At 66.6% G+C, this 13,296-nt stretch carries 14 protein-coding genes; 8 read left to right on the top strand and 6 right to left on the bottom strand.

Annotation, left to right across the window (positions count from 1 at the left end; all coding sequences use genetic code 11):
* Positions 1 to 65 precede the first annotated feature (65 nt).
* The 5 genes from M1L58_RS06555 (at position 66) to M1L58_RS06535 (ending at position 4,667) form a co-directional block, all read left to right on the top strand.
* A complete protein-coding gene (locus M1L58_RS06555) occupies positions 66 to 890 on the top strand; it encodes an alpha/beta fold hydrolase (protein ID WP_248658270.1) in 825 nt (274 codons plus the stop codon).
* 22 nt (positions 891 to 912) lie between these two features.
* A complete protein-coding gene (locus tag M1L58_RS06550; RefSeq protein ID WP_248658269.1) occupies positions 913 to 1,788 on the top strand; it encodes an aldo/keto reductase family oxidoreductase in 876 nt (291 codons plus the stop codon).
* Between the two features lie 86 nt (positions 1,789 to 1,874).
* Positions 1,875 to 2,444 (top strand): hypothetical protein, encoded by a 570-nt coding sequence (locus M1L58_RS06545; protein ID WP_248658268.1) that lies wholly within the window; start codon positions 1,875 to 1,877, stop codon positions 2,442 to 2,444.
* A gap of 34 nt (positions 2,445 to 2,478) precedes the next feature.
* Positions 2,479 to 3,357: a DMT family transporter gene (locus M1L58_RS06540; RefSeq protein WP_248658267.1), complete on the top strand. Its 879-nt coding sequence runs from the start codon at positions 2,479 to 2,481 to the stop codon at positions 3,355 to 3,357.
* A 62-nt stretch (positions 3,358 to 3,419) separates the two neighbouring features.
* Positions 3,420 to 4,667, top strand: a complete 1,248-nt coding sequence (locus M1L58_RS06535; RefSeq protein ID WP_248658266.1) for a lipase family protein — start codon at positions 3,420 to 3,422, stop codon at positions 4,665 to 4,667.
* Between the two features lie 24 nt (positions 4,668 to 4,691).
* On the opposite strand, the gene M1L58_RS06530 is transcribed toward M1L58_RS06535, so the two are convergent.
* Together M1L58_RS06530 and M1L58_RS06525 are read right to left on the bottom strand one after the other, a co-directional pair.
* Complete coding sequence (locus M1L58_RS06530; RefSeq protein WP_006867044.1) at positions 4,692 to 4,904, bottom strand: hypothetical protein; 213 nt, start codon at positions 4,902 to 4,904, stop codon at positions 4,692 to 4,694.
* A 169-nt stretch (positions 4,905 to 5,073) separates the two neighbouring features.
* Positions 5,074 to 5,478, bottom strand: coding sequence for a four-helix bundle copper-binding protein (locus tag M1L58_RS06525; protein WP_006867045.1), 405 nt, complete (start codon positions 5,476 to 5,478; stop codon positions 5,074 to 5,076).
* 86 nt (positions 5,479 to 5,564) lie between these two features.
* Here M1L58_RS06525 and M1L58_RS06520 point away from each other — a divergent pair, with 86 nt between their 5' ends.
* Together M1L58_RS06520 and M1L58_RS06515 are read left to right on the top strand one after the other, a co-directional pair.
* On the top strand, positions 5,565 to 7,934 hold the full coding sequence (locus M1L58_RS06520; RefSeq protein ID WP_248658265.1) for a molybdopterin oxidoreductase family protein: 2,370 nt from the start codon (positions 5,565 to 5,567) through the stop codon (positions 7,932 to 7,934).
* Positions 7,931 to 8,413 (top strand): hypothetical protein, encoded by a 483-nt coding sequence (locus tag M1L58_RS06515; RefSeq protein ID WP_248658264.1) that lies wholly within the window; start codon positions 7,931 to 7,933, stop codon positions 8,411 to 8,413. Before M1L58_RS06520 ends, M1L58_RS06515 begins: the two co-directional genes overlap by 4 nt.
* Positions 8,414 to 8,426: 13 nt before the next feature.
* Here the strand turns inward: M1L58_RS06515 and M1L58_RS06510 are convergent, their stop codons facing one another.
* The 4 genes from M1L58_RS06510 to M1L58_RS06495 all read right to left on the bottom strand — a co-directional run bounded on the left by M1L58_RS06510 (position 8,427) and on the right by M1L58_RS06495 (position 12,526).
* Positions 8,427 to 8,705, bottom strand: coding sequence for a YrhK family protein (locus tag M1L58_RS06510; protein WP_248658263.1), 279 nt, complete (start codon positions 8,703 to 8,705; stop codon positions 8,427 to 8,429).
* A 74-nt stretch (positions 8,706 to 8,779) separates the two neighbouring features.
* Entirely contained in the window at positions 8,780 to 10,204 is a 1,425-nt protein-coding gene (locus M1L58_RS06505; protein ID WP_248658262.1) for a lipase family protein, read from the bottom strand.
* A 95-nt stretch (positions 10,205 to 10,299) separates the two neighbouring features.
* Entirely contained in the window at positions 10,300 to 10,920 is a 621-nt protein-coding gene (locus M1L58_RS06500; protein ID WP_248658261.1) for a TetR/AcrR family transcriptional regulator, read from the bottom strand.
* A 4-nt stretch (positions 10,921 to 10,924) separates the two neighbouring features.
* Positions 10,925 to 12,526: a Rieske 2Fe-2S domain-containing protein gene (locus M1L58_RS06495; RefSeq protein ID WP_248658260.1), complete on the bottom strand. Its 1,602-nt coding sequence runs from the start codon at positions 12,524 to 12,526 to the stop codon at positions 10,925 to 10,927.
* A gap of 127 nt (positions 12,527 to 12,653) precedes the next feature.
* Between M1L58_RS06495 and M1L58_RS06490 the strand changes: the two genes are divergently transcribed.
* Positions 12,654 to 13,268, top strand: a complete 615-nt coding sequence (locus M1L58_RS06490) for a TetR/AcrR family transcriptional regulator (RefSeq protein ID WP_006867050.1) — start codon at positions 12,654 to 12,656, stop codon at positions 13,266 to 13,268.
* The last annotated feature ends 28 nt before the right edge of the window (positions 13,269 to 13,296 follow it).

Here is a 13,296-nt window from a genome sequence, read left to right as displayed (position 1 = left end):
CCGCGGGCGACGCTTGAGCGGTCATCGACCAACGCCGTCACCGGCACGACCGTCAGGAATCCGCCATGCCATTCGTCACCACGACCGACGAGGTCGAGATCTTCTACAAGGACTGGGGGAGCGGTCAGCCGATCATGTTCCACCACGGTTGGCCCCTCAGCTCCGATGACTGGGACGCCCAGATGCTGTTCTTCGTTCAGCAGGGTTACCGGGTCATCGCACATGACCGCCGCGGCCACGGACGCTCGACGCAGGTCGGCGACGGCCACGACATGGACCACTACGCTGCTGACGCCGCGGCGGTCGTCGAACATCTCGACCTGCGCGACGTCATCCATGTCGGCCACTCGACGGGCGGTGGTGAGGTGGCCCGCTACATCGCACGCCACGGTGCCGATCGCGTTGCGAAAGCCGTTCTCATCGGGGCGGTTCCGCCGATCATGGTGCAGACCGAAGCCAACCCGGGTGGCCTGCCGGTCGAGGTCTTCGATGGTTTCCGCGACGGGGTCGCCGGCGACCGCTCGCAGTTCTACCTCGACGTCGCGTCGGGACCGTTCTACGGATTCAACCGCCCGGGCGCCGAGGTTTCGCAAGGCGTCATCTGGAACTGGTGGCGTCAGGGCATGGCCGGCAGCGTGAGGGCGCACCACGACGGGATCAAGGCGTTCTCGGAGACCGACTTCACCGAGGATCTGAAGGCCATCGGCGTTCCGACGCTGATCCTCCACGGTGACGACGACCAGGTGGTCCCCATCGCCGACTCCGCCGAACTGTCGGTGGAGCTCGTCCCCGGCGCGACACTGAAGGTGTATCCCGGTCTGTCGCATGGCATGTGCACCGTCAACGCCGCGACCATCAACGCCGACCTTCTCGACTTCTTCAAGAACTGACTCACCAGCCCGAACGAAAAGCATGATCGTGAACACTTCTCTCGCACTCCCCGGCGGCACCTGGACTCTCGGCGATACCACCGTGACGCGCTTCGGTTACGGCGCAATGCAACTGGCCGGGCCGTGGGTGATGGGTCCGCCCGCCGACCCCGAAGCGGCACGCGCCGTGCTCCGCGAGGTCGTCGAGCAGGGCATCACCCACATCGACACCAGCGACGCCTACGGACCTCGCGTCACCAACGAACTGATCCGAGAGACGCTGCACCCGTATCCCGAGTCGTTGTTCATCGCGACGAAGGTCGGCGCCAACCGGGATGCCGAGGGTGGTTGGCCGCCGGCGCGGACACCCGAGGATCTCCGTAAACAGGTGCACGAGAACCTCCGCGCCCTGGACGTCGAGGTGCTCGACCTCGTCAACATGCGGATGGGCGACACGCTGGGGCTGCAAGAGGGTTCGATCGCCGAGGGGATGGAAACGCTCGCCGACCTGCAGCGCGAAGGGCTGATCCGACACCTCGGGGTCAGCAACGTGACCGCCGAGCAGGTCGCGGAGGCACGCTCCATCGCCCCGATCGTCTGCGTACAGAACATGTACAACCTCGCCCACCGCGGCGACGACGCTCTCATCGACGAGCTCGCTGCCGACGGCATCGCGTACGTCCCGTTCTTCCCGCTCGGTGGATTCTCGCCGCTGCAGTCCGAAGCGCTGTCCGGCGTCGCCACGCGGTTGGGCACGACGCCGATGTCCGTTGCTCTGGCATGGCTGCTCCAGCGCTCGCCGAACATCCTGCTCATCCCGGGGACATCGTCGAGCGCCCACCTGCGAGAGAACATCGCCGGTGCAGGACTGCAGCTGACCGACGACGACATCGCCGAACTCGACACCATCAGCGCCTGACGAGAACCGGCAAATAAGCTCGTGACTTCTCGCCGCAACGGGTGTAACACTGTAATCACGTAATACGCCCGCGCGAGGAGGCGGCCATGAGAAACGCACAACAGGGAAACCGAGGGCCGGGCGGTCGTCGAGGAGGTTGGCAGCAAGCCGAACTGCCCGACGCCGGAGACGCCGCCGCCTGGTTCGCCGGCCGCCTGCCCGACGCGTGGTTCTCCGGACCGGCCGAGGTCACCGTCGACCGTGACGAGATCACCGTCATCGGAACGTTGGAACCTCCGGAGACCAGCGACGATGCTGACGCACGGGCTGCAGCGCAGGGGCGGGCGGCGAGGTTCCGCGAGGACACCCGCTCCGAACGGATGTCGATCGCCGACGAGGCGCAGGCCCGCTACGGCCGGAAGGTCTCGTGGGGTGTCGCCGTCGGGGACGAGCGAGTCCTGTTCACCCACCTCGCGGTACCGGTCATGACACGGCTCCGTCAGCCGGAACGGCGCGTTCTCGACACCCTCGTCGACGCCGGGGTCGCCCGCTCGAGGGCCGACGCACTGGCCTGGTCGGTCAAGCTCGTCGGCGCCCACACCGAGGAGTGGCTGGGCAAATTGCGTGCCGCAATGGACGAGGTGGACAACTTGCGTGCCGAAGGTCCCGGTCTCTGACGGAATTTCAGGCTGAAGCGGGGATACTGATCCGATGCTGATCGGAATCCTCGCCGCCATCTTCGCGGCGCTCGCCTACGGAACGGCCTCGGTGCTGCAAGCACGGGGCGCGCAGAGCGTCGACGACACCGGTGCCGGGCTGGGTGAGGCGCCGTCGTTGCGGTCGACCATCTCGGCCATGCTGACGGTGGCGTTCATCGCGGGAATGGCGCTGGACGGCATCGGATTTCTCGGCAACATGGTAGCGGCGCGGATGATCCCGTTGTTCCTCGCGCAGCCGATCGTCAGCGCCAACCTGGTGGTGACGGTGGTCCTGGCCACGATCGTGCTGAAAGCGAAGCTGTCGCAGCGCGATTGGATCGCGATCGGCGTTGTCGTGGTGGCGCTGGTGCTGCTCGGATTCGCGGCCGGCGACGAGGGACGTAAGCACGAATGGTGGCTGCACTGGGCTGTGCTCGTCGCGGCGGTGATCATCCTCGGGCTCGGGGCGGCGATCCTGCCGCGGATGCAGAGCCGGGTCGCCGTTCTGGCCGGCCTGTCCGGTGGTGTCCTGTTCGGTGTTCTCGCCGTCGCGGTCCGAATTCTCGACGGCCTCGACCCCTTCGATCTCGGCGAACTGTTCACCGACCCGGCCCTGTACGCCATCATCCTGGCCGGGCCGGGCGGGTTCTACATGTTCACGGTCGCCCTGCAGAAGGGAGCGGTGAGCGCGGCGTCGGCGTCGCTGGTGGTCGGCGAGACCGTGGTGCCGGGCGTGATCGGGATCGTCGTCCTCGGCGACACCGTCCGGGACGGGTGGGGGCCGGTCGCAGTGATCGCGTTCATCGCCGCCGTCATCGGCGCGGTGGTCGTCGCCATGTCGCCGGTCGTCGAGGAGGTCGAACGGGCGGGGGAGAGCACACCGGTCGGCTGAACTGTGCCAGGTATGCTCCGGAACCCGCCCGATATCCGGCAACAACGGCATCATTACTGCTCATGCGCCTGATGCTGCGGTTCCTGGTGACGTTGACCTCCGTGATCGGCCTGGGGGTCTCCCTGTGCCTGGTGGCCCAACCGGCAACCGCCGCGCCGGTGCCGAACCCCGTTGCGGCGCCGGGTCAACTCCCGTCGCAGGACCCCTTCTACGTCCCGCCCCGCGGTTACGAGAACCGCGCGCCGGGCGCGATACTGCGCACCCGCCAGGTCCAACTCGGTTGGCGCGGAGGGGATGTGCCGATCTTCGCGACGCAGATCCTGTACCGCAGCACCAACAACTTCGGCAACCCGACGTCGACGGTCACCACCGTTATCTCTCCGCCGGGTGTCGGGCCGGGGGCACCGCGTCGTCTGGTGTCCTACCACTCCTTCTACGACGCGCTCGGCTCCCAGTGCGACCCGTCGTACACCCTCCGCGGCGGCAACATGTCCGAGCGGCCGATCGATATCAGCCTGATCGCCGGTCTGATGGCTGCCGGGTACACGGTGTCGGTGCCCGACTACGAGGGACGTGGTCTGCGCTGGACGATCGCGCGCGAATCCGGCTACGCCGCACTCGACGGTCTCCGGGCGACGCTGCGTCAGCTCCGTGCCCCGGCACGAACGCCGATCGGATTGTTCGGCTACTCGGGCGGGTCGGTACCGACCGGGTTCGGTGCGGAGCTGGCGCCGAAGTACGCACCGGAACTCAACATCATCGGGGCAGCCGCCGGTGGAGTGGTCGTCGATCCCATCCACAACCTGGGCTACGTCAACGGAAAGCAGGACTGGACCGGAGTCATCCCGGCGCTGATGGCGGTCTACAACGAGACCTACGGCCTGAACCTGCCCGACTACCTGTCCCCGAAAGGCACCCGCATCCTGCGTCAGGTGGCGGGGCAGTGCATCGAACAGTTCGCCGACGCGTACCCGGGGCTCACCGACCGTCAGCTATTGAAGCCCGGGGTCGGTGGCATCCTCGACGTTCCCGGTGCACGCCGGGCGCTCTCGAAGAACGTCATGGGGACGCTCGGTACCCCGCGGTCGCCGATGATGCTGGGAGTCGGGAACTCCGACGGCGTCGGTGACGGGGTGATGATCACGGCCGACGTCGCACGTCTGGCCGGAAGTTTCTGTCGTCGCGGTGTGCCCACGACTTTCACGGAATACCGCGGTCTGTCACACACGGCGGCGTTCATCCCGTGGAGCGTCGAGGCTCTTGCATTCCTGGACAACCGGTTCGCCGGACGACCGACGGGAGGCTGCTGAGGCAGCCGCCCGCCGGCCTCGGGATCACTCCGCGTCGGCAGAGGGGTGCTTGTTGGTGCCGCCGTCGGACACCTCGAAGTTCTTCCACTCGCCGTTGTCATGGACCTGCATGACGGTGCCGAGGCTGTCCTCGGGTGCGGCGACGGTCTTGAACCAGTCGTATGCACTGGTGGCGTCATCGAAATCCTTCTCCTCGATGACCTTTTCGTCGGAATCCACGACGCGGTACTGAGCCATGTTCTTCTCTCCTCACTGTCGGGTTCGACCGGGGCGCCGCTGATGTGGCGCCTCTCTCGACCGTATTCGTCTGCCTACCCAGGCCCGTCCGACGGCAACCATCGACGTCGGATCGTGCCCGGCCGACAACGCATCCATAACGATCGCCGGCGGCGGGGTTCGAGCCCGATCAGCCGATGACGTCCAACAGCGCGCGGCAGGCCTCCTCGCAGCGTCGGCAGACGTCGGCGCAGATACGGCAGTGCTGGTGCATGTCGGCGTGTTTGGCGCACTCGTCGGCGCACGCCCGGCACGCGACCGCACACGCCTCCAGCGTCTCCCGCACCACCGCGATGCTGGCCTCGGTGCGTCGGAGCAGCACTCGTTCGGTGATGGAACACAGGTCGGCGCAGTCGAGGTCGGCGCGGATGCACTCGACCAGATGCTCGACGCCGCTCTCGCCGAGGCATGCGTCCGCGCACGAGGTACAGGCCTGCGTACATTCGGCGCACGCCTGGATGCAGGCCGCGAGCACAGCGTCATCGATGTCGTCGCGGACAGGATGTGCCTCGAGTATCTCGGTGACAGTCGTCAATGGTTTCTCCCCGTCGATGGCAGTTGGAAAACGCGTACCCGCGGTACCCCGGAATGAAACTGATAGCAATGGGTACCCGCCCGGATATGTCCGGCAGTGATGCGACAAGCAGAATCCAAGACCCCTGGGGTCAGCGCACTCCGTACGGTCCAGGTGAGGACTGGCCCACCCGCGTCGACCAGCACCTCGCCGACGGCGTCACCACGGAGACGGTCGAGAGGTGGGTCCGGACGGCGTCGGTGTTGCATTCCAACGGCGACGGGCTCGACATCGCGGTGGCCGACAATCGCATCGTGGGGGTGCGCGGGCGTGCTGACGACCGGGTGAACCACGGCCGTGTCGACGTGAAGGACCTGTACGGGTGGCAGGCCAGTTCGTCTCGCGACCGGTTGGCACGCCCACGCATCCGGGAGAACGGGCAACTCGTCGAGTGCTCGTGGGACGTGGCGATGGATCGGATCGTCAAGCGCTCTCGTGAACTGCTCGACGACCAGGGACCGTCGGCGATCGGCTTCTACACCTCGGGCCAGCTGTTCCTCGAGGAGTACTACACACTCGGCGTGATCGCCCATGGTGCGATCGGCACCAACCACGTCGACGGCAACACACGGCTGTGCACCGCCACCGCCGCTGAAGCTCTCAAGGAATCGTTCGCCAGCGACGGTCAACCGGGCAGCTACACCGACATCGACCACGCCGACGTGATCGCGCTCTTCGGTCACAACATCGCCGAGACCCAGACGGTCACCTGGATGCGAATCCTCGACCGGCTTGCCGGACCGAACCCTCCGCAGATCGTCTGCGTCGACCCGCGCCCCACGCCGGTCGCACGGCACGCGACGGTCCATCTCGCCCCGCTGCCCGGGACCAACGTGGCCCTGATGAACGGACTGCTGCACGAGATCATCGCCAACGGATGGATCGACGAGGACTACATCGATTTGCACACAGTGGGTTTCGACGAACTCCGACGCCGCGTCGAGCAGTATCCGCCGGAGGTCGTCGCCGACGTCTGCGGAGTATCCGCCGACGACCTGCGCACGGCGGCCCACACACTGGGCACCGCCGAGCGGCTCCTGTCGACGGTTCTGCAGGGTTTCTACCAGTCGCATCAGGCGACCGCTGCCGCGGTTCAGGTCAACAACCTCCACCTGATCCGCGGAATGCTCGGCCGCCCCGGATGCGGTCTGTTGCAGATGAACGGACAACCGACCGCCCAGAACACCCGAGAGTGCGGCGCCGACGGCGATCTCGCCGGATTCCGTAACTGGGCCAACGACGATCACATCGCGGAGCTGGCGCGGTTGTGGAACATCGACAAGAACCAGATCCCGCACTACGGGCCGCCCACGCATGCGATGCAGATGTTCCGTTACGCCGAACAGGGAACGGTGCGCATGCTGTGGATCTCCGCGACGAATCCCGCTGTGTCCCTTCCCGAACTGGCGCGTATCCGGTCGATCCTCGCGCAAGAACGGTTGTTCGTCGTGGTCCAGGACATGTTCGTCAACGAGACCACGGAACTCGCCGACGTCGTCCTGCCCGCCGCAGGATGGGGAGAGAAGACGGGAACGTTCACCAACGCCGACCGCACCGTGCATCTGTCCGAGAAAGCGGTCGAGCCACCCGGCGAGGCGAGGGCCGACCTCGAGATCTTCCTCGACTACGCCCGGCGGATGGACTTCCGCGACCGAGACGGGAACCCGTTGCCGCAGTGGACCGATGCCGAGAGCGCCTTCGACGCATGGCGGAAGTGCAGCACAGGACGGCCGTGTGACTACAGCGGTCTGTCGTACGCGTTGCTCCGCGAACGCAGCGGAGTCCAGTGGCCCTGCAACGAGGACGCTCCCGACGGTACCGAGCGACTCTACGCGGACGGCAAGTTCTGGAGCGCACCGGACTACTGCGAGGCGTACGGCAAGGACCTGGTCACCGGTACACCTCTCGAACCCACCGAGTACCGGGCCCTGAATCCCGACGCCCGCGCCATCATCAAAGCGGCACAGTTCATCCCACCGCACGAGACACCGGATGACGACCATCCGCTCGCCCTGATCACCGGGCGGACGGTGTACCACTTCCACACCCGCACCAAGACCGGCCGTGCTGCGGAACTGAACGAGGCCGCACCGGAGGTCTGGGTCGAGGTCTCCGCGCACGACGCCGCCCAGCGTGGTGTCCGAGACGGCGACCTCGTCGAGATCTCGAGTCCCCGGAGCACGATCACCGCAGCGGCACGCATCACCGATATCCGGCCCGGTGTTCTGTTCGTACCCTTCCATTACGGCTACTGGGACGTCGACGAGCACGCCGGCGCGGACCGGGAAGCCACCCATGCTCGAGCCGCGAACGAACTGACCCCCACCGACTGGGACCCTGCATCCAAGCAGCCCATCTTCAAAACCGGCGCAGCCGATCTGACGCGGATCGAGCACGACGAGGAGAACCTACGATGACCAAACTCGGACTCGTACTGCGCGAACTACACCGCGCCGAGCGCGCCCTGGCCATCGACCTGGACGCTCTTGCCCACCGCCACGCCGCCGACCACGAGGTGCGTCACGTCGCACAGGACCTCGCGCGCTGGTCGCGGGAACACCTCGAGAAGATCTCCGACGCTGCGGCCGGGCTCGGAATCGACCTGGACCCCGAACCTCGGACCACCGCCCGTACCGGCGCGGCGCAGGAGAAGGTCAGCGAGTTGTTCGGAAGCCGGCCGGAACCAGCGATGCTTCTTCTCGCCGACCTGCGCAGCCTCCACCAGACGACGGCCGGCGTGTCGGTCGATTGGGTCATGTTGGGACAGAGCGCTCAAGCACTGAAGAAGCCGGACCTGCTGGACCTGGTCTCCGACTGCCACCCGGACACCCTGCGTCAGCTCCGCTGGAGCAACCACATGATCAAGATCCTCACGCCACAGGTCGTGGCGAGCTGAGCGGTCCCGCGTGTCAGTAGTCCTGCGCGTCGTCGGTGTAGCGGTCTCCCCTCAACCGGCGGAGATGAATACGCCTGCGCAGACGAATCACCGGGCGGGCCAGGAACTGGATGCTTCCCACGAGGAAGAACCACGTCGCGACGAGCGACGTGCTCTCCCAGAAGAACAAGATGCTGCCGACCACGAACCAGACCGCAATCAGCGCATCGTTGGCGATGCTGGCCGTCTCCCAGCGCTGCCGTACGACCAGCTCCTCACGTCCGATGGTGAACGTCAGATCGTTGTGGGCCATGGGACTCCCGCCTGTACCTCGGTGCGACGTACTGCAGCGTTGCCCGCGGGCGTCGTCGGTAAACATGTGGGGGTCTAGGGCAGGCGCGGAGGATTACCGAGTTCCTGGTTGATGGCCAGGGCCAGGTTGTTGCCGACGAGGTTGACGAATGCCCGCCAAGTCTTCGGGTCGAGGGCCATCGAGCCCTGATCGGCGGTGGTGCAACCGATTCCGGCCGGTCTGCCGTCCAGCCGATCCCGCATCCACACGATCCCCGGCGCGAAACCCTCGATCGCGAGCGAAATGTGCTCACTGAAGTGGTCGCGGACGTATCGGACGCTGGCATCCGGGTCGGCGCAGTAGGTGCGCACCAATTCATTCACCGGGCCGACCGGGGCGATCCAGTCGGGATTCGACTGGTAGATGAACATCGGGAACCGCGGGACATGCTTTCCCATCTTCAGCTGCCCCAGCACTTTTCGCGGCGTCGGGTAGCTCAGCGGGTCAGGTAGGTTCACCAGGCCCTTGATGTCCACGAACGGTGCCAGCGCTGCCTGGTAGGTGAGACACAACGGATTCTTGCTCGCGAGCAGCGCCTTTCCGAGCGGATTCAGATTGCGCTGCAGGAACCGGTCGAGTTCGGGGAACTCGCGGCTGACGCCGATGATGCCGGCGAGGATGAGCCCCGACGCGGCGTTCTTGTCGGCCAGGTCCACCATTGCCCGGATGTCCGCGGGGACACCGCCTTCGGCCGCACCGACGATAGGAAGCTCCGGCGCGTACTGCTCGTGGAGCTCCGCGGCCCAACCGGTCGCGATCGCTCCGCCGGAATAACCCATCATCCCGACCCGCAGGTCCTTCTTCAGTCCGAGCGGCGCGAAATCGCGTGCGCCGCGGATGCCGTCGAGGGTGATCCGTCCGGCGAGAGGGCCCGCTGCGAAAGCAGATTCGGGTCCCTGGTGGTCGGGGATGACGACCGACCAACCGGCGCCGACCAGCGAGGTGATCTGCAATACCTCGTAGGCGGAGTCCACCGACCCGGTCAGCTGACCGGGGATCGATGCCTGCTGCAGCGCATACGACGGTGAGCAGTACAGCGCGGTCGAGTCCTCGGCGGACTGCCATGACACCAGCTTCGACGGGCCGGGCTTCGCTGGACCCTTCGGTTTGAGAACGGTGGCGACCGCGGGGATGGCCTTGCCCCAGGTGTTGGTCGAGCGGTAGGAGATCTGCCAGGCGTCGACGTTGATCGGGATCACCGACAGCGCGGCGAGGTGGACGCGCCGGGCGGCGATCAGCTCGCCGGGCTTCTTGTCCGCGTATGCCGACGCAGGGGGTAGGTAGAAGTCCTTGTCGAACTCGGGGATTGCCGGCGGGACCGGAAACGGGAGGGGCGGTGCAACGGGCACGGCGGCGGCGGTCCCGGCGCCCAGTGCTGTGCTGCCGACGAGCGCGAGAGCCAGCGCTGCGATGAAAGTTCGCAGGCCACACCTCGTTCTCCCGACTGATGCTCGACCCATGGAGACCCCCTCGAGATAGTGAGACGCCTGTGTCTCACACTTCGAGCGAAGATACATCGATGTGTGCCGGCGCACAATCGTCGGGCAGTGAGACGCTAGAGCTCAGCGAACGAGAGCAGGATGTCGGAGAGGACCGAGACGATGTCGTCGAGCGGTGCCGGGTCCGGCGACACGCTCCAGCGGTGGACGAGCCCGGTGAGCGCTCCGACGTAGGCGATCGCGAGGTGGCGCTGCCGTTCGCTCGGTGCGCGCCCGGCGAAGTCGGCCATGGCCGCGACGAAGAACTCGACCCATTCCTCACGCCCGTCGAGGCGGTGCTGCTCGACTCGGGCGCTCACCCCCACGCTCTGGACGAACGAGACCTCCGCACGCCGCGGGTCGGTGCCGACCGAGGTCATGTAGGCGCTCATCGCCGCCGTTGCCAGCCGCCGCAGATCGCGGGAAGCCATGCCCGCCAATGCTTCTGCGACTGCGTCGCGCGCCGCGTGCTGGATCTCGTCGTACAGCGCGACGAGCAGGTCCTCGCGGTCGCTGAACTCCTCGTAGAACTGCCGGCGCGAGAGTCCGGCGGCCCGGCAGATGGAGGTCACCGAGGAGCCGGCGTATCCGGCGGCACCGGTGAACTCGACGAGGGCGGCGTCGAGGAACCGGCGCCGACGCTCGGCAGCGCGATCGCTGACCGGCCGCCCGGCGTAGGTCCGTTCGGACGCCGTCATCGCGTCAGTCGAGCTTGCTCGCGCGCAGCTCGTGGCCCTTCGACGTCAGGCAGCGGCCCGAGGTCAGATCCCACTGCCAGCCGTGGAGGTTGCATGTCAGCTTCTCGCCCTCGATGACGCCGAACTTGCCGAGGTCGGCCTTCAGGTGCGGGCAGCGACGCTGGATCTCCCAGCCGTCCTTGGTGATCGACGCCGAGTCGTCGTGGGCCTCGGCGAACCAGCCGTCGGCGTAGGCGATGCGCTCGTCGGTCAGGCACTTGAAGAACGTGTAGAGGTACTCGTTGTATCCGCCGATGCGCCACGTGGTGAAGCGCGTGGACAGGAAGATGGTGTTCACCCAGTCCGGCTCGTGGTCGCGGAGAACCGTGCGCACGAGTTCGGTGGCGATGCGGAAACCGTAGCGGTACTTGCCTTCTCCCTCTTTCGGCTCACGCACGATGCGGTTGGGGAAGTCGAGCACCACGGTCTCGGTGGCGTCGTTCGCCGGACCGCCACCCGGGGTCATCACCAGGCCGACGGGGTAGCCGATGCCGTCGCAGACCAGGTCCGACTGGGCCATGATCGGCTCGAAGAGTTCGCGGAGTGCGCCGATCAGCGGCTCGCCTTCGGCGGGTGCCCAGGTGGCCTTGTCCGCGGCGATGACCGGGGCGAACTTCTCCTTCATCCGCTCGAGGTAGGCGCGTTTGTTCTCGCCGAACACGTCGCCCGGGGCGTACGGGTGGCTGACCTCGTTGAGTGTCGAACCGGTGAAGTCGGCGACCGAACCGGAGACCATCATCAGGCCGCGGTGCTTCTCGCCGTCGTCGGTGCCGTGGATGCGCATCTGCTCCAGGAAGGTCTCCTGGTCCGGGAAGATCGAGGTCTCGTCGGCGGTTTCCCCGGAGCCGAAGTCGTTGAGGTAGAACAGCTCCTCGTCGAGGAACATCGGCGGACCCGCCGACGGCACGACCCAGGTCGCGCCGACCTGCTCGATGTACGAACGTGCACGGTCCATTCCGCGCTGACGCTTCTGAGATGCGAAGTTGGCCTTCGACTTCCGCGGTATGTCGTAGACCATCGGGTACCAGATGGCGCCCGAGTACTGCAGCAGGTGGACGTCGACGTGACCGAACGCGTCGTCGATGACGTCGAGGTCGATCGGGCGGGCGTCGTTCATGTTGAAGCAGACGGTCTCGCCGTCGGAGACGATCAGGCCGCTGTCTCCGATCGGCCCGTCGGCCGGCGCGCGCAGCGCGATGATCATGACGTCGAGCGAACCCTTGTCGTTGGTGACCGTCGTCTTCACCGAGTCGGTGGTCTCGATGAACTTGGTGAAACCGAGCTTCTCGAGTTCACGACGCAGGTCTGGCACCGGGTAGTCGGGGAGCAGGACCGTCGCATCCTTGTTGACGTTCTCGCGCAGGTTCTTCTCATCGAAGTGATCCCGGTGGAGGTGCGAGACGTAGAGGTAGTCGCAGTTGCCGAGTGTCTTCCAGTCGAGTTCGGAATTGTCCGGGAACGGCACCCACGAGGCGAAGTAGGTGGGGTTGACCCAGGGGTCGCAGAGGATCGATCCGGCGGTGGTCTGGATGTGGAAACCGGCGTGACCGATGCTGGTGATCTGCACGGAGAGGGCCTTTCCTGGTGTGCGCGGGGCTGCGCGTCAAAGCACTACAGTCCTCCAATGTATCGAGCCGCGCGGACCGCCCGCGTGGGCCATGAGTCCCACCCCGCGCAGATGCGACGATGAACACATGAGTTCGGGTAAGCTGTGGCGCGGGCAGACGCTCGAGGACCGGTCCACCGACCGGCGCGAGCAGATGCTCGCCGTCGCCGAGACCCTGCTGGGGACCGGCGGCACCGCCGCGGTCACGATGCGGGCCGTCGTGCGCGAGGCCAATCTCAGTCCCCGCTACTTCTACGAGAGCTTCTCCTCGACCGAAGAGCTGGTCACCGCGGTGTACGACCGTGTCACCGGTCGGCTCCTCACCCGGGTTGCGGGCCTTGAACGGTGTGCCGATCCGCGTGAGAACGTGCGTGCACTGCTGGAGATCTTCCGCGAGTTCTTCCAGGACGAGCCGGGGCAGGCCCGCATCCTGTTACGCGAGCCGCTTGCCGACGACGTCCTCCGCGCACACCGCGCGGCCACCGTCCCCGGATTCGTCCAGGCCGTCCTGGCCATGGTCACCGACCAGGACTCACTCGCCCCCGAACGCGTCGCGGTGATCTCCTCGGCGCTCACCGGGGCACTCGTGGCGCTGTACCTCGACCACATCGACGGTCGGCTCGCCCTCACACCCGAACAGCTCTCCGACGCCGCCGTCGACCTCGTGTTCGCCGTCACCCGCACGGGTGCCGCGGACGCCTGACCTGCCACACCCGATCACTGGTTAAGCT

The organism is Gordonia sp. C13, assembly GCF_023218005.1.
GTDB classification, from domain to species: Bacteria; Actinomycetota; Actinomycetes; order Mycobacteriales; family Mycobacteriaceae; genus Gordonia; species Gordonia namibiensis.
This window is presented reverse-complemented; position numbering and strand designations above follow the sequence as displayed.

Excerpts from the sequence above, each read along its gene's own strand:
- M1L58_RS06545 (WP_248658268.1), top strand. The coding sequence starts at position 1,875 with ATGAGAAACGCACAACAGGGAAACCGAGGGCCGGGCGGTCGTCGAGGA.
- M1L58_RS06500 (WP_248658261.1), bottom strand. The coding sequence starts at position 10,920 with ATGACGGCGTCCGAACGGACCTACGCCGGGCGGCCGGTCAGCGATCGC.
- M1L58_RS06490 (WP_006867050.1), top strand. The coding sequence starts at position 12,654 with ATGAGTTCGGGTAAGCTGTGGCGCGGGCAGACGCTCGAGGACCGGTCC.
- M1L58_RS06530 (WP_006867044.1), bottom strand. The coding sequence starts at position 4,904 with ATGGCTCAGTACCGCGTCGTGGATTCCGACGAAAAGGTCATCGAGGAG.
- M1L58_RS06555 (WP_248658270.1), top strand. The coding sequence starts at position 66 with ATGCCATTCGTCACCACGACCGACGAGGTCGAGATCTTCTACAAGGAC.
- M1L58_RS06550 (WP_248658269.1), top strand. The coding sequence starts at position 913 with ATGATCGTGAACACTTCTCTCGCACTCCCCGGCGGCACCTGGACTCTC.
- M1L58_RS06505 (WP_248658262.1), bottom strand. The coding sequence starts at position 10,204 with ATGGGTCGAGCATCAGTCGGGAGAACGAGGTGTGGCCTGCGAACTTTC.
- M1L58_RS06515 (WP_248658264.1), top strand. The coding sequence starts at position 7,931 with ATGACCAAACTCGGACTCGTACTGCGCGAACTACACCGCGCCGAGCGC.
- M1L58_RS06520 (WP_248658265.1), top strand. The coding sequence starts at position 5,565 with ATGTCCGGCAGTGATGCGACAAGCAGAATCCAAGACCCCTGGGGTCAG.
- M1L58_RS06540 (WP_248658267.1), top strand. The coding sequence starts at position 2,479 with ATGCTGATCGGAATCCTCGCCGCCATCTTCGCGGCGCTCGCCTACGGA.
- M1L58_RS06510 (WP_248658263.1), bottom strand. The coding sequence starts at position 8,705 with ATGGCCCACAACGATCTGACGTTCACCATCGGACGTGAGGAGCTGGTC.
- M1L58_RS06535 (WP_248658266.1), top strand. The coding sequence starts at position 3,420 with ATGCGCCTGATGCTGCGGTTCCTGGTGACGTTGACCTCCGTGATCGGC.